Origin of the sequence: Streptococcus sp. Marseille-Q0941, assembly GCF_943736975.1 — a bacterium.
GTDB lineage: Bacteria > Bacillota > Bacilli > Lactobacillales > Streptococcaceae > Streptococcus.
Genome location: NZ_CALSFO010000001.1, coordinates 62,609 through 86,840, shown reverse-complemented (window position 1 = coordinate 86,840; position 24,232 = coordinate 62,609). Strand labels below are relative to the sequence as shown.

General features: G+C 39.9%; 21 protein-coding genes. 4 read left to right on the top strand and 17 right to left on the bottom strand.

The annotated features are described in order from the left end of the window. The first annotated feature begins 71 nt into the window (after positions 1–71). On the top strand, positions 72–650 hold the full coding sequence (locus NGI26_RS00465) for a class I SAM-dependent methyltransferase (RefSeq protein ID WP_251934606.1): 579 nt from the start codon (positions 72–74) through the stop codon (positions 648–650). A 185-nt stretch (positions 651–835) separates the two neighbouring features. On the opposite strand, the gene NGI26_RS00460 is transcribed toward NGI26_RS00465, so the two are convergent. Together NGI26_RS00460 and NGI26_RS00455 are read right to left on the bottom strand one after the other, a co-directional pair. Continuing rightward, positions 836–1,267 (bottom strand): Rrf2 family transcriptional regulator, encoded by a 432-nt coding sequence (locus NGI26_RS00460; RefSeq protein ID WP_251934604.1) that lies wholly within the window; start codon positions 1,265–1,267, stop codon positions 836–838. 70 nt (positions 1,268–1,337) lie between these two features. Further along, on the bottom strand, positions 1,338–2,177 hold the full coding sequence (locus NGI26_RS00455) for a metallophosphoesterase family protein (RefSeq protein ID WP_251934601.1): 840 nt from the start codon (positions 2,175–2,177) through the stop codon (positions 1,338–1,340). A gap of 141 nt (positions 2,178–2,318) precedes the next feature. On the opposite strand from NGI26_RS00455, the gene NGI26_RS00450 reads away from it, so the two are divergent. Next, a complete protein-coding gene (locus NGI26_RS00450) occupies positions 2,319–2,771 on the top strand; it encodes a universal stress protein (protein ID WP_006155803.1) in 453 nt (150 codons plus the stop codon). Between the two features lie 37 nt (positions 2,772–2,808). On the opposite strand, the gene NGI26_RS00445 is transcribed toward NGI26_RS00450, so the two are convergent. Next, on the bottom strand, positions 2,809–4,200 hold the full coding sequence (locus NGI26_RS00445) for a Cof-type HAD-IIB family hydrolase (protein WP_251934598.1): 1,392 nt from the start codon (positions 4,198–4,200) through the stop codon (positions 2,809–2,811). Between the two features lie 65 nt (positions 4,201–4,265). Between NGI26_RS00445 and NGI26_RS00440 the strand changes: the two genes are divergently transcribed. Next, positions 4,266–5,228, top strand: a complete 963-nt coding sequence (locus NGI26_RS00440; RefSeq protein ID WP_251934595.1) for an asparaginase — start codon at positions 4,266–4,268, stop codon at positions 5,226–5,228. Positions 5,229–5,269: 41 nt separating this feature from the next. Here the strand turns inward: NGI26_RS00440 and ccpA are convergent, their stop codons facing one another. Next, positions 5,270–6,277 (bottom strand): catabolite control protein A, encoded by a 1,008-nt coding sequence (gene ccpA, locus NGI26_RS00435; protein ID WP_251934593.1) that lies wholly within the window; start codon positions 6,275–6,277, stop codon positions 5,270–5,272. A 204-nt stretch (positions 6,278–6,481) separates the two neighbouring features. On the opposite strand from ccpA, the gene NGI26_RS00430 reads away from it, so the two are divergent. After that, complete coding sequence (locus NGI26_RS00430) at positions 6,482–6,799, top strand: DUF960 domain-containing protein (RefSeq protein ID WP_251934577.1); 318 nt, start codon at positions 6,482–6,484, stop codon at positions 6,797–6,799. A 28-nt stretch (positions 6,800–6,827) separates the two neighbouring features. Here NGI26_RS00430 and folK read toward each other — a convergent pair whose 3' ends face one another. The 13 genes from folK to NGI26_RS00365 form a co-directional block, all read right to left on the bottom strand. Further along, positions 6,828–7,640, bottom strand: coding sequence for a 2-amino-4-hydroxy-6-hydroxymethyldihydropteridine diphosphokinase (folK, locus tag NGI26_RS00425; protein WP_251934574.1), 813 nt, complete (start codon positions 7,638–7,640; stop codon positions 6,828–6,830). Between the two features lie 158 nt (positions 7,641–7,798). Then, positions 7,799–8,353: a GTP cyclohydrolase I FolE gene (gene folE / locus NGI26_RS00420; RefSeq protein WP_251934571.1), complete on the bottom strand. Its 555-nt coding sequence runs from the start codon at positions 8,351–8,353 to the stop codon at positions 7,799–7,801. A 3-nt stretch (positions 8,354–8,356) separates the two neighbouring features. Further along, on the bottom strand, positions 8,357–9,655 hold the full coding sequence (locus NGI26_RS00415; protein WP_251934567.1) for a bifunctional folylpolyglutamate synthase/dihydrofolate synthase: 1,299 nt from the start codon (positions 9,653–9,655) through the stop codon (positions 8,357–8,359). Position 9,656: 1 nt separating this feature from the next. After that, a complete protein-coding gene (folP, locus tag NGI26_RS00410; protein ID WP_251934781.1) occupies positions 9,657–10,607 on the bottom strand; it encodes a dihydropteroate synthase in 951 nt (316 codons plus the stop codon). Between the two features lie 293 nt (positions 10,608–10,900). After that, entirely contained in the window at positions 10,901–12,100 is a 1,200-nt protein-coding gene (locus NGI26_RS00405) for a phosphoglycerate kinase (protein ID WP_251934564.1), read from the bottom strand. Positions 12,101–12,476: 376 nt separating this feature from the next. After that, positions 12,477–12,989 (bottom strand): hypothetical protein, encoded by a 513-nt coding sequence (locus tag NGI26_RS00400; RefSeq protein ID WP_251934560.1) that lies wholly within the window; start codon positions 12,987–12,989, stop codon positions 12,477–12,479. A 2-nt stretch (positions 12,990–12,991) separates the two neighbouring features. Continuing rightward, the gene (locus NGI26_RS00395) at positions 12,992–13,507 is read right to left on the bottom strand and encodes a hypothetical protein (RefSeq protein ID WP_251934558.1); all 516 of its coding nucleotides are present in this window, start codon (positions 13,505–13,507) and stop codon (positions 12,992–12,994) included. Positions 13,508–13,509: 2 nt separating this feature from the next. Beyond that, the gene (locus NGI26_RS00390; protein ID WP_251934556.1) at positions 13,510–14,040 is read right to left on the bottom strand and encodes a hypothetical protein; all 531 of its coding nucleotides are present in this window, start codon (positions 14,038–14,040) and stop codon (positions 13,510–13,512) included. Positions 14,041–14,042: 2 nt separating this feature from the next. Then, positions 14,043–14,555 carry a hypothetical protein gene (locus NGI26_RS00385; protein ID WP_251934555.1) on the bottom strand — a complete coding sequence of 171 codons (513 nt, stop codon included), beginning with the start codon at positions 14,553–14,555 and terminating at the stop codon, positions 14,043–14,045. Positions 14,556–14,557: 2 nt separating this feature from the next. Continuing rightward, the gene (locus tag NGI26_RS00380; RefSeq protein WP_251934554.1) at positions 14,558–15,070 is read right to left on the bottom strand and encodes a hypothetical protein; all 513 of its coding nucleotides are present in this window, start codon (positions 15,068–15,070) and stop codon (positions 14,558–14,560) included. 2 nt (positions 15,071–15,072) lie between these two features. After that, positions 15,073–15,603 (bottom strand): hypothetical protein, encoded by a 531-nt coding sequence (locus tag NGI26_RS00375; RefSeq protein WP_251934553.1) that lies wholly within the window; start codon positions 15,601–15,603, stop codon positions 15,073–15,075. After that, positions 15,600–18,749, bottom strand: a complete 3,150-nt coding sequence (locus NGI26_RS00370; protein WP_251934552.1) for a MucBP domain-containing protein — start codon at positions 18,747–18,749, stop codon at positions 15,600–15,602. Before NGI26_RS00370 ends, NGI26_RS00375 begins: the two co-directional genes overlap by 4 nt. 220 nt (positions 18,750–18,969) lie before the next feature. After that, positions 18,970–24,000, bottom strand: coding sequence for an endo-beta-N-acetylglucosaminidase (locus NGI26_RS00365; RefSeq protein WP_251934551.1), 5,031 nt, complete (start codon positions 23,998–24,000; stop codon positions 18,970–18,972). Positions 24,001–24,232: the final 232 nt, after the last annotated feature.

Below are 24,232 nucleotides of genomic sequence, written 5' to 3'. Positions count from 1 at the left end.
TAATTCTATACTTTTTCAACAAGACGTAGCCAAAATTTTAAAACATCTTCTCTTTATGCTACACTATTGATATGGAACATCATTTTAATCATCGAGCAGAATCTTTCGATTCTCCTAAAAATCAATTTCTAGCAGATCTTGTAAATGAAGAGATCAAGCAACAAATCTCTGATCTAGCTGCCAAATCAATCCTAGATTTTGGAGGAGGAACTGGACTTATCGCTCTTCCTTTAGCCAAACAAGCCAAGTCAGTGACCTTGGTTGACATCGCAGAAAGAATGCTAGAGCAAGCTCGTATCAAGGTTGAAAAACAAAAACTTAAAAATCTACACTTGATTCAACAAGACTTAGTGCTTAAGCCATTAGAGCAAACATTCGATCTCATTATCGTTAGTCGTGTTCTTCATCACATGCCTCATCTTGATTCCAGTCTAGCTATGTTCAAAGAACATTTGACTCTCGGAGGACAACTATTTATCGCTGATTATATCGTACCAGATGGAGAAAACCATGGTTTTATTATTTCGGAACTTGAGGAGACTCTTAAAAATCATGGTTTCTTAGACATTCAGACCCAAATACTTTATAGTTCCGACCATCTTTTCCTTGATAAACCTTCTCAACTATTTCTCACATCGGCGATAAAATAATCACTTTTTAGAACATCCACTGAACTAATTTTACTTCATTTTTTCTTCAGTAATCCAGCTTTTCAGTTTACTTCTTTCCAGCTATTTCTATCATAAAAACTCTCCTTAAAAAATTAAGGAGAGTTTCTTGTTGGCATAGAATTCCCTTATAGGATAAAAGAAGAGGACCTTAGATCCTCTTAACTTTAGATCCTTGCTTCTGCATCTGCCACTAGTTGAGCAAGAGTTGTCTGACTCAATTCCTGCTCCATTGCCATCTGAATCTTATCTAGTTTTTGATCCAAAACCCCATGGATATTAGCTCCTACTGGACAGTCAGGATTAGGACTATCATGAAAACTAAAGAGTTGCCCAGTCTTTCCAAGGCATTCTACCGCTTGATAAATATCCAAAAGACTGATATCCTCAAGATTTTTGATGATTTCTGCCCCTCCAGTTCCACGCGCAACGGAAATCAAGTCTGCTTTTTTCAGTTGGGACAAGGTTTTACGGATAATAACAGGATTGACTCCCACACTACTAGCTAGAAAATCGCTAGTCATCTTGCTCTCCTTCCCTTTTAGGGCAATGATTACTAACATATGTGTCGCAATGGTAAATCGACTTGAAATTTGCATGTAGCCCTCCTTTATTAGCAACAAAGCTCATTCTTCTCTTATATTTATTATACCTTCTAGAGTTGTAATGTCAAGAGTTACTACTAAGCCAGTCATCCAATTCAATATCATGTCCTTGACTCTGAGCGATTTCGTGCAACAAGTCTTGATTGTGGGTATGGTGAATCCCATTGACTAAGCTTTCATAGTATACCTCATAGTAGGGCAATTTCAAATCTCTAGCCAATTGTAATTCTGACATAACATCATAATCAACCCGACGAAAATCTATATCTTTCAATCCCTTTTCATTAAAGTCCAAAATCATATATTGGGCCCGCAAATCCTCACGTAGATTCGCTGATAAAAAGAATGGTTGCCCAATGGAGCCTGGATTCAGGATAAGCTGACCACCACTCCCATAGCGAAGAAATTGCTGGTGAATATGTCCATAAATGGCAATATCACAGTCAGGATTGGTTACCAAACGGTCAAAATCCTCCTGCTTGCCAAGATGAATCAATTCTCTTCCCCAATTTTTATCCGGTAAATGATGGCTTATCCCTACCTTGAGATTTCCAAATTGGCAGTGAGCGTACATAGGAAATGCCTGCAGAACTTCAATATCATCTAGACTAATTTCTTCCATAATATACTGGCATTGGCGTAAGAGGTAGCGATGGCTAGGTCTACTTGTATCTAATTTTCGATGAGCAGCCCGCCATAAACTCTCCTCCCAATTCCCCAGAACTCGGACCGTAATCGGCAAGTCCTCTAATCGTCTGAGAATATTTCTTCGTCCTGTCCCAGGCATGAGAATATCTCCTAAGAGCCAATATTCCTTAACTCCTGACTTCTCCGCATCTGCTAGAACAGCTTCCAGTGCTCTTGTATTTCCATGGATATCTGAAAGTACCGCAATTTTTGTCATATGATCCCCTCTTGCCTTCTCTCCTTTAATTATAACACTCTCAAAATCAAAGTCAAAAAACATTTTGCTATCATGTTTTACTTTACTTTTTTAGTGAAAAGGATTACAATGAAGGTGATAAGAAATGAGGAGGTTTTTGCTATGACACAACGTTACGAAAACATCATGGTAGCAGTTGACGGTTCTAAAGAAGCTGATTTGGCTTTTATCAAAGGAGTTCAGTCAGCATTACGTAACCAGGCTAAATTAACCATTGCCCATGTAATCGATACTCGTGCTCTTCAAAGCATTTCAACATTCGATGCAGAAGTTTACGAAGAGTTACAAGTCGAGGCACAAGAGTTGATGGCAGAATATGAAAAGCGCGCAAGAGACGCTGGTCTGAAAGATATTCAAGTTGTCATCGAAATGGGAAATCCTAAAACTCTTTTAGCTAAAACAATCCCTGACCAAGAACACGTTGATTTGATTTTGGTTGGAGCAACAGGACTTAACGCCTTCGAACGTTTGCTTGTCGGATCTTCATCTGAATATATCCTTCGCCATACAAGCGTTGACCTTCTCGTCGTACGAGACAAGGATAAAACATTATAACATTATAAAACGAAAATAAAAGGAGCCAATGCTCCTTTTATTTTTGATTTTCTCTTTCCTTATGACGTTCATAAGCCCTAATCTGTCGTTCAAGTTCCTTCTTAATAGCTGGTTCTGGAGCATATTTCTCTTTCCAGTTATCTGGTTTCAAAATTTTGTGAGTCACCGGATCGAAATGAGCCTTGCCATCTGGGAATATTTTACCCATGTTAGCTTGATGGACAATCTCAAAGATTCTCTCTGGGTCTACCCCCATCAAAACAAAGCTTCCATAAGTAAAGTAAAGCGTGTCAATCAATGCATCTGCCTGGCCAACTAGAGTTACCTCAGCTGGTGTTGATTTGCTTACTTTCTCAGCTGCTTTATCAAGAGCTTGGTGTAAATTCTGTACTGCTTGTTGGAATTCCTCCTCAGAATTGCTAGCAGCACGGACAAATTCAACTAACTCTTCAATTTTAAAGCCAGCACGGTGGGTGGCCCCTTCTAAATCCCAAGCTATAGGTTCTTCTTGGGTTCGCTCGTCCATCATACGATGGAAGGCCTTGACCTTGTTGAAATGATAGTCACGACTGACAAAGACTTTTTCAGAAGCCAAGACTCCAAAATATTCCAAAGCCTTGTGAATCCCATCATCTTGGTTGCTGGCAGTAATATGCTTAGCAACTTCTTTTACGCTGCTACTACCATTTCCCATGGCAACAGACATACCAACACCAGCCAACATTTCCAAGTCATTATCCGAGTCCCCAAAGGCCATGACTTGATTGAGTTCAAAACCATACTCTTTTCCGACACGACGGATACCCTCTAACTTAGAATTCCCTTGATTGATAATATCGGCCGCAAAAGGGTTACTTCTGGTAAACTTCAGATGGTTTAATTCTTCGGCAGCACGGTTTGTCTCCTCAGGCGTCATCAACATGAGTACCTGATAGATCGGTTGATTGATTAAATTCAACAAATCATCTTCCTTCTGAGGAAGAGCCTTACTGACCATACGATTAAAGGAATGACTTACAGTACGAGTCAAAAATTTGGGTACAAAACGACTGACTAGTTGTGAAAGAGGACTGAGCCCAAAGGACATAATCCTAGAACCAACAACATCTTGTCTCGTTCCCATGGCAATCTCTTTTCGATTTTTCTTAGCATAAGAGATGATTTGTCTGAGGCTTCTCTTATCAATAGGGCTAGCAAAAAGAACACGATCTTTGTTAAAGATATATTGGCCATTGTATGTCACTGCAAAATCCAGGTCCAAATCATCCATCAAATCCTTAACAAAAAAAGGTCCTCGCCCCGTTGCTACTCCAACAAGTACCCCTTGCTCTTTCACAATCTTGATAGCTTCTTTAGTGGACTTCAAAACACTCTTACTGTCATTTACAAGCGTTCCATCTATATCAAAAAAAACAGCTTTGACTTCCATCCTATCTCATTCCTTTCTTTTATGATACAATGATTATACCACATTTCAGAAAAAGTGAGTGAATCATGACTAAGAAAATCCTTGTTTTACATACCGGTGGCACTATTTCCATGCAGGCAGATGAATCTGGAGCTGTAAGGACTAGTGCTGAAAACCCTATGAATCATATCTCTAATCCTCTCGAAGACATCGAAGTCCATTCCTTGGATTTTTTAAATTTACCAAGTCCACACATCAAACCTAAACATATGTTGGCTCTATACAAAAAAATAAAACAAGAGGCATCGGTCTATGATGGGGTCGTCATTACACACGGTACAGATACCTTAGAAGAAACGGCTTATTTCCTCGACACCATGGAGGTGCCTCATATGCCTATCGTCCTGACAGGTGCTATGAGAAGTTCCAATGAACTGGGAAGTGATGGTGTCTACAACTATCTCAGCGCCTTACGCGTTGCGAGTGATGACAAGGCTGCAGATAAGGGTGTGTTGGTCGTTATGAACGATGAAATTCACGCCGCCAAATATGTCACAAAAACGCATACTACTAACGTTAGTACCTTTCAAACACCAACTCATGGACCACTCGGGCTCATTATGAAGCAGGAAATTCTCTACTTCAAAACGGCAGAACCTCGTGTTCGTTTTGACCTTGAGAACATTCAAGGATTGGTTCCTATTATCCCTGTTTATGCGGGCATGACCGATGAACTTCTCGATTTACTTCCTGTTGACCAACTAGATGGATTGATTATTCAGGCTTTTGGCGCTGGAAATGTACCAAAGGAAACAGCTGAAAAATTAAAATCTCTCAGTCAAGCAGGACTTCCTATTGCACTAGTCTCACGTTGTTTCAATGGGATTGCAGAACCTGTTTACGCCTACGAAGGTGGCGGTGTTTGTCTTCAGAATGATGGTGTTTATTTTGTAAAAGAACTAAACGCGCAAAAAGCACGACTGAAGCTTCTTATCGCAATCAATGCTGGACTTAAGGGCCAACAACTCCGAACATATATGGAAGGATAAGAAAAATCCTAGGAAATCAGTTGAACTCCTAGGATTATTTATTAGTCTTTACGAGTTGATTTGCGCTCTGTCAAGCCATGAGGTAGGAGGACTTCACGTTCTTCTAACTCTTCTTTGTGCATAATTTTCGTCAACATACGCATACTAATCGCACCTAAATCATACAAGGGTTGTGCGATAGTTGTAAGGTTTGGACGAGTATAGCGTGCAATTTGAGAATCATCACTAGTAATAATCTCAAAGTCCTCTGGTACAGAAATTCCGTGATCAGCCAAACCATTCAAGAGTCCTGCTGCCAATTCATCACCAGTCACAATCGCTGCAGTCGCTTTTGAAGAAACTAAGCGTTCTGCCAAAGCATAACCATCATCATAGCGATATTTAGACTCAAATACAAGTCCTTCACTATAGTTAACTCCTGCTTCTTTCAAAGCTTCTTTGTAGCCAACCAAGCGAATTTTACCGTTAATATCATCTACCAATGGTCCACTCACAAAGGCAATTTTCTTGTTACGCTTCAACAAATGGCGAACAGCATCTGCAGTAGCATTCTTATAATCAATATTAACACTTGGAAGCTGGTGTTCTACATCCACTGTTCCTGCAAGAACTACAGGAGTACGTGAACGTGAAAACTCAGAGCGAATTTTCTCTGTTAAGTGATAGCCCATAAAGATAATACCATCAACTTGTTTTGAAAAGAGTGTATTCACCACTGCCACTTCTTTTTCATCATCCTCATCACTATTGGCAAGGACGATGTTATACTTGTACATCTCAGCAATATCATCAATCCCTTTTGCTAGCGCAGCAAAATAAGTGTTAGTGATATCTGGAATGACGACCCCAACAGTTGTTGTTCGTTTGCTTGCCAAACCACGAGCTACTGCATTTGGACGATAGTCTAGGCGATCAATCACCTCTAGAACTTTCTTACGAGTGTTTTCCTTGACATTCTTGTTGCCATTGACTACACGACTGACAGTTGCCATCGAAACTCCTGCTTCTCGGGCAACGTCATAAATGGTTACTGTATCATCTGTGTTCATACCGTTTCCTTTCTAATCTTGAAAATTTTGTTTTCATGTTTACACTACTACTAGTTTACCACTAATTGTAAGCATTTTCAAGGGATAACTGAACTTTCTTTAAAAAAATTGCATCAGTAATCATATTTTTACAAATTAGTTTACTTTTCTTGATTTTTAGAGTAGTTTGGAGTATGATAATAAAAAATTAAATAGGAGGCATGGATGGCTTTTTCGGATTCACATAGACGTTGTGCCAGCTTTGGTGTGATAACAAATCTTCCAGACGATGTGATTGACTCAATTTGGTACATTATTGATCATTTTTTAAAGCATGTTTTTGAATTAGAAGATGAGTTGGAATTTCAGCTCTTAAACCGTGACGGCTCCATCACCTTCCGTTTTTCAAGTCAACATCTACCTACAACAATTGACTTCGATTTCAGTCACCCCTTTGACCCATTATATCCACCAAAAGTACTTGTCATGGATATGGACGGCAAGGAAACGATCCTTCTCCCTGAAGAAAATGACCTATTTTAAAAACTCTAGTCTCCTGACTAGAGTTTTCTTATTTTTTCAATTCTTGATACAAGTGACGAATTGATTGTCCCAAGACTGGATGAATAAAATGTGGGGCTATCTCTTGAAGTGACTCTAGGACAAATAAACGCTCAGCGATATAAGGATGCGGCAAGATGAGATTATCATTATAAATGACCTGATCCTCCACAAAAAGCAAATCCAAGTCAATCAAACGAGGTCCCCAATGCACTTCTCTAACCCGACCCATCTCTGATTCAATGCTTAACAAGGTTTCTAACAAGATTGGAGCCGGCAGCCAAGTTTCGACTTCAATGACCTGATTAGCAAAATTTTCTTGCTCTACACCGCCCCATGGCTCAGTTGTAATCACACTGGACTCTTTGAGAATACGAATCCCGCGAGCACTTATTTTTTCAAGAGCTTGTTTGAGATTGCCCCTTTTATCTCCCATATTACTTCCCAAAGCAATAAAGGCTCGCTGCTTACGGCGATGGATGGTTACTGAACAGGTCTCCAAGGGTAGATGAACCGGCGCCCAAGGTTTTTTAAGTTCTAGCTCAATCTCTTGAACGATAGGGTAAGTCTCAAATGTACGCTCGACAAGTTTGTAGGATACTGTTTCAATCAAGTCCTCAGTGTTTTCCTGAAACCAAGCTGTCCATTGTTGACATAGCTCTCCGTAGTGGATAGAAGACTCTAAGTCCAATTCTGTCGCAGCCTTGGTCATATCATAGGATAAGCTAGCTGAAATGACAAACTTTTGCCCCAGTTCTTTCTCACTAGGAAAGAGCCCGTGGAAGGCAAAAATTTCTAGATCTTTAATTCGCAGTTGATCCATAACTAGTCCTTTCTAGAAATATCCGCTTTAAGCGGATTCTTTTTATACTCAATGAAAATCAAAGTGCAAACTAGGAAGCTGGCCGCAGGCTACTCAAAACACTGTTTTGAGGTTTCAGATGGAAGCTGACGTGGTTTGAATTTGATTTTCGAAGAGTATTATAGTCCCATTAAACGATAAGCCTGGTCTCGAAGGTCCTTATCCGTCTCAAATACACCGCGAGCTACTGTTGTCAAAGTAGCAGTTCCTGGTTTTCGAACACCTCGCATACTCATACACATATGCTCTGCTTCAATCACAACGAATGCTCCCTTAGCACCTAGATATTCCATCAAAGCATCTGCCACTTCAATATTCAAACGTTCTTGAATCTGTGGTTTTTTGGCATAAACTTCAACTGTACGTGCAAGCTTAGACAATCCTGCTACACGTCCATCTGGAATGTAGGCGATATGAGCTTTCCCATAAAAGGGCAAGAAGTGGTGTTCACACATGGTATGGAAAAAGATGTCCTTTTCGACTACCATATTGTCATCAATGATCTCAAAGGACTTTGATAGATGTTCCTCCGCAGTTTGACCAAGTCCCGAAAAAATCTCCTGATACATGCGGGCCACACGTGCAGGAGTTTCCTGCAAGCCTTCGCGGTTCATATCCTCACCAACAGCTTCGATAATCATTTTAACAGCTGTCTCAATCTTTTGTGTATCCATTCTCTAGTTTTTCCTCTCCATCAGATAGGCTCTCACTTGGCTCAAGAAATACAAGGAGCCCGTAACGATCCTAACTGTTTTTTTCTCTTCATCGTCTGTCATTTTTTGATCTAGAAATGCCTGCCAACTTTGATAGTTAAGTTTTCTAGAACGGGCTGCTTCTTTTAGCACCTCTTCGTCAGTCGCCCGACCATCCTCAAAGTGAGTGAGTGTCAGTTCAGTATCTGGCAAGGCACTTAATAAGTCTAACATGTCCTCTAAAGCCTTAGTTTTAATACAAGTAAAGAGGATTTCCTTCTGGTAGTCGGCAAATCGTTCTTGCAAAGTTACTAATAAGGCCTCAATAGCATGGGGATTGTGGGCTCCATCCAAAATCACCAAGGGGGCTTTGGAAACAATTTCCAAGCGTCCTGGCCAACTTGTTTCTTCTAAAGCTTGAGCAACCAAGTCATTCGCTACCAATTCTCGTCCAGTCTCTTGGAAATAGGTATCCAACAGGGTTATAGCCATCCCAGCATTCTCTATCTGATGAATGCCAAGTAGACCTGTCTGAAAACGACCCTGTCTAAACGAACTTGTATAGTCAAAGACCTCTCCAGTTTCAATACTCTCATGATGGCTGACCTGATAATCATCCCTATAAACAAGCCTAGGAGCTTGTTTCGCTTTCGCAATCTGGTCGATAACCACCAAGGCTTCAGGCACAATATTCCCTGTTACTAGGGGAACTCCTTGTTTGATAATGCCAGCCTTTTGCTCTGCGATGGCTTCCAGACTGTCCCCCAGCAAAGCAACGTGGTCTAGCCCAATGGTCGTGATACCCGTTAGTATCGGTTGACAGACATTGGTGCTATCCAAAAGACCACCCATCCCAACTTCCATAATAGCGACATCAACTCGCTCAGAAGCAAAATAGTCATAAGCGATAGCAGTGATAATCTCAAATTCTGTCGTCCTTTGTAAGGCAGGAGCATGCTCCCCTTCAAGTAGTGAGCGATAGTCTGCCATCAACTTTTCCAATCTCGCTTCTGATATAGACTCACCATTAATAGCAATCTGATCCGTGTAATGAATCAGATAGGGTGAGCTAAAAACTCCAACTCTAAGCCCCATCTTTTCTAACATGTTTTTCAAGAAAGCTATGGTAGAACCCTTGCCATTGGTGCCTCCGACGTGAATCACCTTAAGCTTAAGATGGGGATTGTCACGTAGGGCTAATAGCTCCACCATCCTCTCCAAACCAAAATGCGGTTGGTCTGTCCGATAGGTTGCTATCCACTGATTCGTTTCTTTATTGTTCATCTTATTTATACTGTTTCAAATCTAAATTTTCCGCATCGTCTGCCAGACGGATGGCTGTTGCAATCTCGACCGCCATCTTATGACTAACTACATCGTGCACGCGCACCACTTCTACACCTTGTCTTGCAGCAATGCTAGTTACATGAGCCGAAGCAGTATCCCGATTGCGGAAGCCTTCTTCAGTTTCCGGATTGACTTCAAAGCCATTTTCTTCAAGGATATTGATGACGAAGCGCTTGCGAGAGACTCCTAAAAAGATAGGATAACCCATTTCGTGCAACTTATCAAGATCACGCAAGAGAAGTAAATTTTCCTTCTTAGTCAAACCAAATCCAATCCCTGGATCCAGCATAATCTTGTCTTTCGAAATTCCTGCTTTCTCAGCTCTCCTTAGAGCACGATCGAAGAAAGCAGCCATCAGTTCTTCTACTGCTAGTTGTTCAAAGTCAGCCAAGTCTTTATCAGTAAAAGGCTCTCCAAATCCAAAATGAGGGAATATAAGTGAACTAGGATGCTGAGGGCGTGCCATGACCGGATTAAACATGATGACGACTTGAGCTTCTGCTTTCGCAACCACCTCCGCCATCTTCTCATCACCCATGAGACCTGTGATGTCATTGACTATATTGGCACCCGCTTTTAGAGCTGCTTCTGCTACCTGACTCTTCCAAGTGTCGACCGAAATTAAAACATCACTTTCTGCACGGATAGCTTTAATGACTGGAACCACACGTTGGATTTCCTCTTCAATCTCAACATAGCTACTTCCAGGTCGAGTGGATTCTCCACCGATATCTAAGATAGTGGCTCCTTCAGCTATCAATTTTCTAGCCTGCTTCAAGGCCTCCTCAACAGCAAAAAACTGGCCCCCATCTGAAAAAGAATCTGGGGTTACATTGATAATACCACAAATAGCTGTTTTTGTAAGATTCTCTCTTTTTTCCACGATCATCACTCAAATTTCATTTAGATTAGTATTCCTCTATTTTACTGTTTTTTTTGGATTCTGTCCAATTATCCCTCGGTAATCTCAAACTTTAAAAGAGCGTAAAAAAAGAGAGTGTGGGACATAAATCGGTCATTCGTTAGAATTTGATTTCGTCGTCCCACCTCCTCACAGTTGAGTAGGGCTGTAAAAGCTGATGAAATCAGCGTAGTAGAACCCACTCAACCACTGCAGCTTGCTCGACAATCCAAAGACAATTGAGAGGCTAGGACTTTTGTCCCAGCCTCTTTTTTATATTCTTATTTTTCAGTCAAAGCTGCAAGTCCTGGAAGAACTTTACCTTCAAGGAGTTCCATTGATGCTCCACCACCAGTAGAGATCCATGAGAACTTGTCTGCACGACCAAGGTTGATGGCTGCGGCAGCTGAGTCACCACCACCGATGATTGATTTTACGCCTGGTTGTTTCACGATAGCGTCCATGACACCGATTGTACCAGCTTGGAAGTCAGGGTTTTCAAATACACCCATAGGTCCGTTCCATACAACTGTTTTCGCACCCGTCAAAGCTTCGTCAAATTTAGCGATAGATTTTGGACCGATATCCAAACCAAGGAAACCTGGGTCTACTGCTTCACCTTCAGTGTCTTTTACTTCAGTGTAGTCCGCAAATGCATTTGCTTCTTTCGAGTCAACTGGCAAGATTAATTTGCCGTTTGATTTTTCAAGAAGAGCTTTCGCCACATCCAATTTGTCTTCTTCTACAAGTGAGTTACCGATTTCGATACCTTGTGCTTTGTAGAATGTGTAAGTCATCCCACCACCGATAAGAACTTTATCAGCTTTTTCAAGCAAGTTTTCGATAACACCAATCTTGTCTGAAACTTTTGAACCACCGAGGATAGCCACGAATGGACGTTCTGGAGCTTCAACTGCTTCTTGGATGTAGGCAATTTCGTTTTCAAGAAGGAAACCAGCAACTGCTTTTTCAACGTTTGCTGAGATACCAACGTTGGATGCGTGTGCACGGTGAGCTGTACCGAATGCATCGTTTACGAAGATACCATCTCCAAGTGATGCCCAGTATTTACCAAGTTCAGGATCGTTTTTAGATTCTTTCTTACCATCAACATCTTCGTAACGAGTGTTTTCAACCAAGAGAACTTGTCCATCTTCAAGAGCGTTAATCACTGCTTCCAATTCAGCACCACGAGTAACACCTGGAAGGAAAGCAACGTCTTGACCCAATTTAGCTGCCAAGTCAGCAGCTACCGGAGCAAGTGATTTACCTTCTTTGTCTGCTTCTTCTTTCACACGTCCAAGGTGAGAGAAGAGGATTGCACGTCCACCTTGTTCAAGGATGTACTTGATAGTTGGAAGAGCTGCAGTGATACGGTTGTCGTTAGTAATCACGCCATCTTTTACAGGAACGTTGAAGTCAACACGAACGAGAACTTTTTTCCCTTTCAAGTCAACGTCTTTAACAGTCAATTTTGCCATTAGATATGACTCCTTCTTTTTTTTTTACGTGTTAATTATATCACAAAATCAATAAAAGAGATAGCAAAACCTTAAACTTTTCCCTGAAACGGCTCTATCTAGTAAAGTAAACTCAATCTTTACTTTCTAAGGAAATCCCTCACTGTTTTTATCTTCATCTATGGTATGCTGCTCATTTATAAAGGAAGAGCTATTGTCTGGAGTTGTGTCTTTATTTTTTCTTAACTCACTCTTCAGAAACTGCTCAATTTTTAAAAATCTATTTTGAAAGTTTTTCATTGCAATAGAAAAACTCACAAAAATATCATCATCGCATATCTAAGAGTTGAACCATTTTTGTTCAGTTTAATTTCAATTTAAAGACCTATCTGCATTTCTAATTAAACCTGTCCTGATATTTCATGTTAAACAACCACTGAAGATTGATCCGAGGTTTGGGCTGGGCATCAATAACTGGAGCAAAAACTTCTCTAATCTCCTGTTTTATTTCAGCTTCATGAATTTCTCTTTTGGGTTGCTCACCTGTGAAGTCAGTTACATGGTGAAATCTAAAGGTACTGTCAAAACCTACAGAAAAATGATATTTATGATATGAAAAGTTTCCCATAGTTTCTGATAAGACAAAATTGTTTTTAGTGTCAATAATAGCATTTCCTCCATCATCATCATAGCGAATACCCTCAATTTTCGGGGTATAAATCGAACCCATATTTTCAAGTAGCATGACTAAGTCGGGCTCTGTCCCTTCCTTATGAGGCATCTGTTGCGCATAGTAAACTGAATAATATTTCAAGTTGCCATAAGCATATAAACTCAACCCTAAAAATACAACAACTCCTATACTAAATACTAAAATAATTCCTACAATGATTCCTTTTAACGATTTCATCTTTAATTAAACCTGTCTTGATACTTTTTATTAAACAACCACTGAAGATTGATGAGGGGTTTAGGCTGTACATCAAGTACGGGTTGAACGGTCTCCCTAATTTCATTTAAAACTAGTTGTTGATTGAATTCAATATCATTATAGTGTTTATCAAATGAACTTTTATTACGAAAAACTCTATCAAATAGATAATGATCATCCGTACTGGAATGAAACATTAAATATTCTCCCGAGGAAGAGAATATCGACTCCCTTCCCTCAACGTTTCTAGCAATACTATTCATTCCATCATCATCATAGCGAATACCCTCAATTTTCGGGGTATAAATCGAACCCATATTTTCAATCAACATGACTAAGTCAGGCTCTGTTCCCTCCTTATGAGGCATCTGTTGCGCATAGTAGACCGAATAATATTTCAAGTTGCTATAAGCATAGAAACTCAACCCTAAGAAGACAACCACCCCTATACTAAATACTAGGATAGTTCCTACAATGATTCCTTTTAACGATTTCATCTTTAATTAAACCTGTCTTGATACTTTTTATTAAACAACCACTGAAGATTGATGAGAGGTTTACTCTGTACATCAAGTACGGGTTGAACGGTTTCTCGAATCTCTTCTTTTATCTTTTTTTCATCAACTGTAGCTAGATCAATCTTTTTATAATGTTTATCAATAGCCCACTCCAGAGAAAAATTTTTATTGAATTTATAGGTTACATCGTTTTGATCGCTATAACCATAACCACCAACAAATTCATCAAAATTTGTTGGTTTACCAGTTAGATTAGTCGAATTTTCAATAAAATTTCTACCATCATCATCATAGCGAATTCCCTCAATTTTCGGGGTATAGATAGCCCCCATATTTTCAATCAACATGACTAAGTCGGGCTCTGTGCCCTCCTTATGAGGCATCTGTTGCGCATAGTAGACCGAATAATATTTCAAGTTGCTATAAGCATATAAACTCAACCCTAAGAAGACAACCACCCCTATACTAAATACTAGGATAGTTCCTACAATGATTCCTTTTAACGATTTCATCTTTAATTAAACCTATCCTGATACTTCATATTAAACAACCATTGAAGATTGATCCGAGGTTTGGGCTGAGCATCAATAACTGGGGCAAACACTTCCCTAATCTCCTGTTTTATTTCATCCTCATGAATTTCTCTTTTTGGCTGTTCTCCTGTGAAGTCACTTACATGGTGAAGTCTGAAGGTACTATCAAAACCTATAGTTATATGATATTTAAGATATAAAAAATTTCCCATAGCGTCTGATAAAACTGTTTCACTCTTAGTATTTTCGATAGCATTCCCTCCATCATCATCGTAGCGAATCCCCTCAATTTTCGGGGTATAAATCGACCCCATATTTTCAATCAACATAACTAAGTCAGGCTCTGTCCCCTCCTTATGAGGCATCTGTTGCGCATAGTAGACCGAATAATATTTCAAGTTACTATAAGCGTATAAACTCAACCCTAAGAAGACAACTACCCCTATACTAAATACTAGGATAATTCCTATAATGATCCCTTTTAACGATTTCATCTCTAATTAAACCTGTCTTGATACTTTTTATTAAATAACCACTGAAGATTGATCCGAGGTTTGGGCTGGGCATCAATAACTGGAGCAAAAACTTCTCTAATCTCCTGTTTTATTTCAGATTCATGAATTTCTCTTTTGGGTTGCTCCCCTGATAAGTCAGTTACATGGAAAAATCTAAAGGTACTATCAAAAGCTACAGTTACACGATTTTTATGATATAAAAAATTCCCCATAGAGTTAGACAAAACTACTTCGGCTTTGGTATTTTCGATAGCATTTCCTCCATCATCATCGTAGCGAATCCCCTCAATTTTCGGGGTATAAATCGAACCCATATTTTCAAGTAGCATGACTAAGTCAGGCTCTGTTCCCTCCTTATGAGGCATCTGTTGCGCATAGTAGACCGAATAATATTTCAAGTTGCTATAAGCATAGAAACTCAACCCTAAGAAGACAACCACCCCTATACTAAATACTAGGATAGTTCCTACAATGATTCCTTTTAACGATTTCATCTCTAATTAAACCTGTCTTGATACTTTTTATTAAACAACCACTGAAGATTGATCCGAGGTTTGGGCTGTACATCAAGTACAGGTTGAACGGTTTCTCTAATCTCTTCTTTTATCTTTTTTTCGTCAATTGTAGCTAAATCAATCTTTTTATAATGTTTATCAATAGCCCACTCAAGAGAAAAATTTTGATTAAATTTATAACCCACATCATCCTGATCGTTATAGCCATAACCTCCATCAAACTCAGAAAAATTTGTTGGTTTACCAGTTAGATTAGTCGAATTTTCAATAAAATTTCTACCATCATCATCATAGCGAATACCCTCAATTTTCGGGGTATAGATAGCCCCCATATTTTCAATCAACATAACTAAGTCAGGCTCTGTTCCCTCCTTATGAGGCATCTGTTGCGCATAGTAGACTGAATAATATTTCAAGTTGCTATAAGCGTATAAACTCAACCCTAAAAATACAACAACCCCTATACTAAATACTAGGATAATTCCTATAATGATTCCTTTTATTGCTTTCATCTTCTTTTTCCTTTCTTATTCCCAAACCAATTCTTGATGGGATTAACGACCCATTTCTTTACAGTGCTTACTACTGGTTTTATAACATAGCGATTTGTTGCTCGAGCAATCGGCCTTACCACCTTCTGATAAATCGGTTTTACGATTGGTTTAACAATATGATTGTAGACTGGTTTGACAACTGGTTTGACAACATAGTTATAAACTGGTTTGACAACTGTTCGATTCGCAAAAGTTGCTACAGGCTTGAGTACATTGTTGTAAACACCTTTCGCAATAGGCTTCATCACATGATTATATGTAGGTTTGATGACACCTCTATAGAGAGGCTTCGCTACTGCATTATAAGCAAAGTTTACAATCGGTTTTACTACTGGTTTTATAACCTTTTGATAGAGAGGCTTCGCAACTTTATTTACAGTAAAATCAATCGCTGGCTTAACAACACCATTGTAAAGTGGTTTCACCACATTCGTTGACAAGAAAGTTACAACCGGTTTAACGAGCTTGTCATTGACAGTTTTTATTATTTTTGCCCCAACATATAAACCAGCACTCCCTAAAGTAGCCAAGGTATTTCCGATCGGCGCCGTAATATGGTCCTCGACAAATTTTAATGGGTGTTTCATAAAGGAATCAACTTCAGATTTCAGTGGGTCCCAGATATATTCTCGAAGAGCAGCAGAAGGATCTTCCTTTAATCGTTTTTTCAAAGCTTTAGCTTCATTATATTTTTTCATTCCCATCAAGGCAAGTCCTGATAAACTCAAAATGCTGCCAATTAACAAGAAATCTTTATAGCCTTCAGCAGTGGTATCTCCCGACTGCTCTTTGAGCACTTGATAATAATACTCTTGGCGTTTCTGCTCCAAACCATCTATACTATAATATTTTTCAATTGCTTGATCCAGATCCAAGTCTTTAAAGTCCCTATGATACTTCAGGATAAAGGCATCCATATCTGTCAGCGTGTCCTTTTCATCAATAGTCGTTAATAAGTCCCCTGTTAGAGAATTATTTTGAAAAAGAAGCGTTTTTGGAGATAAGCCTAGGAGGTTAAATGGAGAGAGGCCCGCGAAGAACTTCAATTTTTCTTTTAGAGAACTACTTTGATAAGAGGTAGCAATCGGTGCCGCTAGGTGGGGAAAATCTATTGCATATTCTTGGGAATCATGAATCTTCTTTAAAAGCTCTCCAATTTCGCCACTATAAGCGTAAGGAGCTTCTCCAAAATCATTGGTCATAGACTGTAGACCATCATTTGCGTAGGGAACACGTGCGATGGCGTTAGCGATGGTATGGTTTATTTTATCTCGATCATTACCATATTTTTTCCGTGCTTCATCTCCAACAGCCCTGATATAATCAAGAAACAATTTCTTCTCATCTCGATTCATCTTGGTATTGGTTAAAAATGGATCTTTTGTAGTTATTTCCTCTTGTTTTGGAGTCTCAACCTGCGTATCATCTACTCTTTGAACATCATTTACTCTTTGACTTTCATTAATTTGTACTTGGTTTGAACTTGGATAAGAAGATGCCACAGATGGTACATAGTTCCCTACTGAGACAGTAGCTACAGAGTGATTAGAGTTTGCTTGAGAAACAAATGGGAGATAAGAAGGGGATTGCTGTGGTTTGATAACCTTCTCTTTATTTACATCCGATTTTCCCTTAGAAGTCGGAATGTTTATCTTAGGTTGTGGGATTTTCTTATAAACGAAAATCTTTTCGACAGCGCCTCCTACCAAAGTATCAAATACCGCTGGTGTCACATATCCCTCGACCTTCTTTGGTGTATGCTTTAGCCTTTGCCCCTCAAGAACTTTATAAGTGAGAGCGCCGTACAAGTCCTTCCCTGTCTCATCTTGAAACTTTAACGTCACGGGTAGTTCTTTCTGATAGACAAACTGAATCCTTGTTCTTCCCTTATTTTCTGTTAATCTCTTAACATCTGCTAAACGATAATTTGGAATATTTAAGAACTCCACTTTATAAGATTCATCATCGAAACCTTTATAAAATTCTGTTTTCCTTAATTCCTTCCCGTATTTATCAACATACTGGACAATAATTGGTTTAGAAACACGCGTATTGATATTGGCTTGCAAGCTACTTCCAAAAATATCGTACCTTACAGCTAGTGGGTAGTAGTAAGAATCATTCACTCTTTTTGGAGCAGGCGAGTAGAAAGTATAATCAAAATTTGAAATAAAGCCAGCTCCAAGATAGCCACCTTTCGGAAGATCTTTAGAGCCATTGAGACCGACCACACCTGGAGTAGTATCATAGATGATTCCATCTTCTTTGACAAGGTTAGACTCTGTCGGAATGATTTCAACTAAATTTGCGAGGTTCGTTTGAACTCCTTGTGCAACATCAATATCCGTAGAAATAAAACTAACAACAACCGGTTGTTCAATTTTTGTTCCATGTTTTACAATTTGATAATGCAGGGCAAGATTACTTGCATTGTTGTATAATACAACAATTGAATTCCCAGTTGCTCCGGGAATAAATTGCTCACCTGAGAAACCTAGTCCTTTTGGACGACTATCATGAAATCCAGAATTTGAAGCCCACTCATCTTTATCACTTTCAATGACCGTCCATAGTAAATCTAAATCTATACCGGATAAGGTTTTACCGACAAAATTGATTCGTCCACTATCACCTACATTGTTACTGTATGCTGTAACAGGGGTTGAGGGAGTATTGTCCTCACCGAATCGTTCACTATCATTTAGGAGACCATTCTCAGTTCCTTTTTCAATTTCTACATAGGTTTTATCAGACCAATGTAGACCTTCTTTGCTTAGGAAGTTATCATCGGTTAAGTTATTGCCTTCAAGATTAATTTCAACATCTTTGAAAAAATCAACACCAGTCTCAGATGGATTTACCCCACCTGATACTTCAACTTTAGTAATGCTCGGCTCAGATTTATTTTGATCTGAGTCCTCTTTTAATTTAGACATTGAAGAGGTAGGATTACCTACAATAATCTCGCTAGCTTTTGACTTTGTCCTACCCTCAACACTGGATTCGGTATTAACAGGCGAAAGTTCATCAGCCATAACTCTATACGTTCCCATAGATAGAACAGTAGCAAAAAGAAATATCCCATATTTAACAAATAATTTCACAACATCTCCTTAAAATTTTACTGAATTTCCATGTTATCAAATAAACAGATCAAAGTCCAGAAATATGACCAAATTGGTTTTTAAAATAAGGATATTGAAAAAACTACAAGTTTTTTACTTTTAACACAAATATTTTAGTCATGCAAAAAGGCAGGAGCCAAAAATGGCTCTTACCTTTTTATACTATTATCCAATCAGACGGTAAATTAAGAAGTGTAACTTAATCTTCTTTTTTCTTTTGTGCGAGTAGTCCAAAACCACCTAGAACTCCGACCAATCCAAGGGCAAGTAGATTTGCATCTACTCCTTCACCAGTACTTGGAAGTTGTTTTCCTTCAGGTTTTTCAGCTTGTGCTTCTGCTTTTGCTGGTTCCTGCTTAGCTACTTGTGCTACTGGAGCAGGTGCAAAAGGTTTGTCATCTTGGGCATCAACTTTTGGACCAATCTCCACAATCTCAGTTACAGCTTCTTTGAGAACTTCAGTTCCCTTAAGAGTACGGTTCCCTTCGGTATCAACCTCTACCAGATTTCTACGAAGTCCTTCAACTCCTGCTTGAACCAAGCGACGTTCTCCTGCCTGAAGACTAGGATTTACTCGTTCTTCATGTCCGTACGCAACCTTTTCTTCTTCAACAACCAATGCTGGATTGCTAATAGTCAAATCTTTGACGCCGTCTAGCGGTTGAACTCGACTTTCTACTTTGCTACCAACTTCAGTAATCTCTGGAACTGCTTCCTTGACTACTTCTGTCTGAAGAAGAGTGCGATTTCCTTCTGCATCTACTTCAATCAGACGACGAGTCTGACCTTCTACACCGTCCTGAACAATTCGACGTTCTCCCGCCTGAAGACTAGGATTTACTCGTTCTTCATGTCCGTACGCAACCTTTTCTTCTTCAACAACCAATGCTGGATTGCTGATGGTCAAATCTTTGACGCCGTCTAGCGGTTGAACACGACTTTCTACTTTTGTACCAACTTCAGTAATCTCTGAAACTGCTTCTTTTACTACCTCTGTCTGAAGAAGTGTACGGTTGCCTTTAGCATCCACTTCAATCAAGCGACGGACTTGCCCATCCTCACCAGCTTGAACCACACGGCGTTCACCTAACAAGAGGTCTCCTGACGGACGTTCTTGACGCTCGAAGGCTTGGGTTTCTGTTTCAACCACTACCTCAGGTAGAGCTGCAACCGTTGGAGCTACTTCATTTGGATCCGTGCTACCTACGTGGTGACTTTCTGCTGCAGGTGCTAGTTTCTGATTCAGCTTTTCTTTCATGTCCGCAAAAGCTTGTGGAGTTGGTGTTTGTGAAGATAACAAAGCTTCAGCTTGGGCAATCAACTCATCTTGAGAATCTTTTTCACGGACGGATTCGAGCAAGCTTTCCAATTCTTCTCTAGCAGTTTGATAACGTTGATTTCCATCCAAGTCTGCACCAGCTTGTTTCAAATCGTTCAAGGCTTGGTTGACTGCTTCTTGACTAGCATCGTGGTTTTCCAAGATAGCTTTTGCTGCAGCAAGCTTTTCAACCAGAGCTGCTTGTTTTTCTGCATCGGCAAATGTATAAGCTAGTGTTTCTTTGCGACCTTGAGCAGATGTAATTTCTTGTTTCAGATATTCGTCATTAATCGCTGCCTTAGGTGATACTAGAACATCAAACTCGACAGTTTGACCTTGATAATGCAAGACAAGTTTTTGACGGCCTGTTTTTTGAGAATCATAACCTGTAATTTCGACTCCTTGGTCTGTAAAGCTATGTTCTGTCTCAGTCTCATCATCATACAAGACCTTGAAGCGTCCTTCTGATAAGTCAAGAGTGTCGCCTACAAAGTAATCAATTTTAGGTTGTTTACTAATATACAAGCCTGCGACTTCTTTTGGACCAGCTTCTTCACCAGTCACTTGAACCTTGAAGCTTCCAGCAACCGGAAGACCAAGATAGGTTACTGTTAATTCTTGTTCGCCATGATGGTGAGCATCATAGCCGTTGACCACAACACCTGCATGACTGAAGTTGATGACTTCATCTGCTTCTTCACCCTCATATTTGACACGAAGAAGACCACCTTTAAGATTCAATTCCTCACCATCTTGGTAAGTCGTCTTTTTAGGTGCTGCTTCTAGACTGACAGACTTAATCTTTCTATCAGTCTGAGGAATCGTTACAGCAAGAGTATTACTGATTTCTTTTCCTGGCAATTGTGTACGGTAGTAAAGAAGGCTAGGACGTTTTTCAAAACTTAATGGAACTGTTGCCAAATCTCCTCCAACTACCGTATTCAATGTAGCGATTGGAGTTTGTGAATCTGCCTTGTCATAGACTGTGATGGTTGCACCTGCAGGAACTTCTGAGAATCCTAGCTGAACCTTATTGTCAGTTAGGACACGCGCTGCCACTTTAGCCATTGGAATGTTCTGACTCTCCGTATCTAGAGTTTCATACATCTTCCAGTTGTAGATGCGGATGGCTTTCCATGGCGTTCCATTGTCAGATGTGATGACATGCAAGCGCCAGTCTTGAGCTGTGATTGGGCTATCAAGGGTAATATCTGAAACATGGGCTTTATTACCACGAACAGCCTTGGCTAGTTTCCATTCTCCTGCTTCATCCTTGTAGTAAAGGTCGAAATCTTTAGTATTCATCAAACCATCGTTGACAGATTCTCCACCAGCACCGGCATGGTCCATGACCCATCTAACGACACGGCGTGGTTGTGTCAAACGGATATCAACGCTACCGCTTAATTGAGCAGAAGACCATTTGTCAGATAGACTGGTGATGGTACCATTCAACATTCCTTCGATACCTTCTCCGCCTTCTGTATCTGGGAAGGTACTTCCGATAACAGTCGCTCCTGGAACGATATTTTCTGCTAATGGTCTTGGAAGACTTGTGTCTTGGACATTCATTCCCCACTCAAAGTTTGTGGTTGCAGCCTCAGAGCGAAGACCGTTCTTACCAACTGCGACAACCTTCAACTCCTGACTAGTACCCGTTGCAGTAGCTGAACGGCTAACTTTTGGTAGGTAAATCGTAGTGGCAGACGAGCCTGTCAATAGGCGCCAAGTATCGCCATCCTTTTCATAGACTTCATAGAAATCAGCATCTTTATGACCAGTAAATTGGACAATAGCTTCTGCTTCTTGAGCATTTTTAAGAGATTTCTTGGCTACGGTTAGAGCTGTTGGTGCTTGAGGAGCCTCTTGATTATCTGTCACAGTCAACTCACCCAAGTTAAATTGATAGCCCTTAAGGGTAGCAGTATTTTCAAAAGTGAGTTTGATACCGTAAATGGTCTGACCTGCTAAAGCACTCAAGTCAAATTCGTCTTTTGTCCAATCGTCAGATAGAGTCAGCTCCTTACGAGCATTCTCGCCACCATAGGTATAGTTTTTCTGAGTCGCAAACTCTACATAGACCTTGCTTCCCTTACCACCTTTATGAGCGACACGGAGTTTCGTTTTATCTGTTACTTCCAGTTTTGTAGAGTAGAGACGGACATCTTGGTTGGTATTTTCAGCTAGATCTCCTGCAAATTTAAGTGAATTTCCTCCATTATAAGCATCTTCAAAGTCATAGTCAGCTTTGAGTTTAGCAGCTGATGATGTCTGCCACCAGCGCCATGTAGGCAAGATACCTGATACAGAACGATAGTTCCATTCAGAATCCTTAGAGACTTTACCGTCTACAAACCATTTTTTACCATGTCCAGTGTTAAAGGATGTTGTGAAGCTACGTCCCACTGCTGGTGTACGGTCAGCTACGAGGTTGGCTATCCCGTACCAGTCTTTATCATCTGGTTTTTGACCAGTTGGATCTCCTTGGTAACCTGTGAAGAAGATGTTCTCATTCTTATGATAATCTTCACCTGTCTTGCCAAGACTAGTAATCGTATCCGGCGCAAAGAGACCGAGTGACAAACGTAGCTTGCCATTTTCATCTAAAAGGGCATCCCATTTCACTTTAGTCTTATAAGAACCACCTTGTTGCAATTCCAAACCTGCAAAAACATCATACTGACTACGTCCAAGCCATTTTGCCATAGTTACAGAGTAATCATTTTTCTCCTTGGTCCAGTTAAAGTTGGCAAAGAAGTGATCAGCGGGTACCTTATCCCCTTCTTTTTGCATAAACTGATAGTTGTACTCACCGAGTCCGTCTTCGTGATAACGACCATATTCATAGGTCATGGCATCGTACCAAGAATATTTGACTGGATGATTGACTTTGGCAGCATATTCCTTGGTATAGAGCATGAAGTCACGCATTTTCTTACCAAGGGGAGTAACGATATCTCCTGTTGTTTCTTGGTTAATAAAGTAACCATCAAATCCATAATATTTAGCCAAATCAACTAACTTACGAGCGATCGGGAAAGTACCGTCTTCATCTTGTTGAAGAGCAGCAGCAAATTTTTCTTGGTCTGCAATGCTATTTGACCAGTTGAAGAATAAGGTACCCAATACAGGAACACCATTACGGTGACCAGCATCAATCACGTCTGGAGTTGGGACGAGTCCTTCCCAAAAGACCATAGAATTCAAGTACTGCCAATAGTCGAAAGCGTAGGCTTTAAACTCTTCACCACCTACAGAAGCGTGATCTTTAGCCTTAGAGTTAGTATTAGCAAGAGCTTCGACTTTGGCATCCTTATTGGCTTTTTCATTGATGACATGACCGCGGTAACGCTTAGCTAATTCTACTGAAGAGCGGTTAATAGCGTCATCTTCACGGGCACCTGGTTCCCATTTCAACAAGTCTTCCCAGGTGTCAAACTTAATTTCTTTAGGTCGGAGACTTTTTTCTTCCTTCTTAGGAATATCAGCAACAGTAGCTTTCTCTTCTGGCTTATTTTCGGTAGCTGCAGGGACTTCTGCGGCCTTAGGAGTTTCAGCAACTGGACTGGCTACTTCCTTATTATCAGCCACAGTCAATTGATCCAAGGTTGATTTCTCTTCTGAAACAGGTTGCTCACTAACCTTGTTTTCAGTCTCCTCCAACTGTTTTAATACCTCAGGTGAGGTGGTAGTTGGTTGTTCTGTGGTGGCAGGTGATGGTTGTTCTGTGGTGGCAGGTGATGGTTGCTCTGTAGCCACGGCAGTCGTCGTTGTTTCATTCGCTGGAACAGCAACTTCTTCTGCTAGAGCTTGGTTGGCAAATAAAACCGAGCCAATCATCAAAGAGCAGGCACCCACTGATAATTTTCGAATACTATAGCGACAACGTTTCTCAAAAAATGGATTCTTCATCTTTTTCTCCTTTTACCTCCAAAAAGTAAGCGCTTTATTTTTATTTTAAAAAAGTATCTGCCTCTCAAATAGCAGAACTGTTCATTTTTATTTTACGTTATTTATAAGTAGAGTCAACACTCATCCTAAAATATCTATAAAGGAGTGAATAAATGATATAAATTAGACAATCAACTGCCTTTTTTCTAAATTTTAATGATGTTTTTCTAAAAAAACTGCGTTTACTACTTGT

What these genes read in the sequence shown, in the direction of transcription:
- NGI26_RS00465 (WP_251934606.1), top strand. Translation starts at nt 72, where the DNA reads ATGGAACATCATTTTAATCATCGAGCAGAATCTTTCGATTCTCCTAAA.
- NGI26_RS00460 (WP_251934604.1), bottom strand. Translation starts at nt 1,267, where the DNA reads ATGCAAATTTCAAGTCGATTTACCATTGCGACACATATGTTAGTAATC.
- NGI26_RS00455 (WP_251934601.1), bottom strand. Translation starts at nt 2,177, where the DNA reads ATGACAAAAATTGCGGTACTTTCAGATATCCATGGAAATACAAGAGCA.
- NGI26_RS00450 (WP_006155803.1), top strand. Translation starts at nt 2,319, where the DNA reads ATGACACAACGTTACGAAAACATCATGGTAGCAGTTGACGGTTCTAAA.
- NGI26_RS00445 (WP_251934598.1), bottom strand. Translation starts at nt 4,200, where the DNA reads ATGGAAGTCAAAGCTGTTTTTTTTGATATAGATGGAACGCTTGTAAAT.
- NGI26_RS00440 (WP_251934595.1), top strand. Translation starts at nt 4,266, where the DNA reads ATGACTAAGAAAATCCTTGTTTTACATACCGGTGGCACTATTTCCATG.
- ccpA (WP_251934593.1), bottom strand. Translation starts at nt 6,277, where the DNA reads ATGAACACAGATGATACAGTAACCATTTATGACGTTGCCCGAGAAGCA.
- NGI26_RS00430 (WP_251934577.1), top strand. Translation starts at nt 6,482, where the DNA reads ATGGCTTTTTCGGATTCACATAGACGTTGTGCCAGCTTTGGTGTGATA.
- folK (WP_251934574.1), bottom strand. Translation starts at nt 7,640, where the DNA reads ATGGATCAACTGCGAATTAAAGATCTAGAAATTTTTGCCTTCCACGGG.
- folE (WP_251934571.1), bottom strand. Translation starts at nt 8,353, where the DNA reads ATGGATACACAAAAGATTGAGACAGCTGTTAAAATGATTATCGAAGCT.
- NGI26_RS00415 (WP_251934567.1), bottom strand. Translation starts at nt 9,655, where the DNA reads ATGAACAATAAAGAAACGAATCAGTGGATAGCAACCTATCGGACAGAC.
- folP (WP_251934781.1), bottom strand. Translation starts at nt 10,607, where the DNA reads ATGATCGTGGAAAAAAGAGAGAATCTTACAAAAACAGCTATTTGTGGT.
- NGI26_RS00405 (WP_251934564.1), bottom strand. Translation starts at nt 12,100, where the DNA reads ATGGCAAAATTGACTGTTAAAGACGTTGACTTGAAAGGGAAAAAAGTT.
- NGI26_RS00400 (WP_251934560.1), bottom strand. Translation starts at nt 12,989, where the DNA reads ATGAAATCGTTAAAAGGAATCATTGTAGGAATTATTTTAGTATTTAGT.
- NGI26_RS00395 (WP_251934558.1), bottom strand. Translation starts at nt 13,507, where the DNA reads ATGAAATCGTTAAAAGGAATCATTGTAGGAACTATCCTAGTATTTAGT.
- NGI26_RS00390 (WP_251934556.1), bottom strand. Translation starts at nt 14,040, where the DNA reads ATGAAATCGTTAAAAGGAATCATTGTAGGAACTATCCTAGTATTTAGT.
- NGI26_RS00385 (WP_251934555.1), bottom strand. Translation starts at nt 14,555, where the DNA reads ATGAAATCGTTAAAAGGGATCATTATAGGAATTATCCTAGTATTTAGT.
- NGI26_RS00380 (WP_251934554.1), bottom strand. Translation starts at nt 15,070, where the DNA reads ATGAAATCGTTAAAAGGAATCATTGTAGGAACTATCCTAGTATTTAGT.
- NGI26_RS00375 (WP_251934553.1), bottom strand. Translation starts at nt 15,603, where the DNA reads ATGAAAGCAATAAAAGGAATCATTATAGGAATTATCCTAGTATTTAGT.
- NGI26_RS00365 (WP_251934551.1), bottom strand. Translation starts at nt 24,000, where the DNA reads ATGAAGAATCCATTTTTTGAGAAACGTTGTCGCTATAGTATTCGAAAA.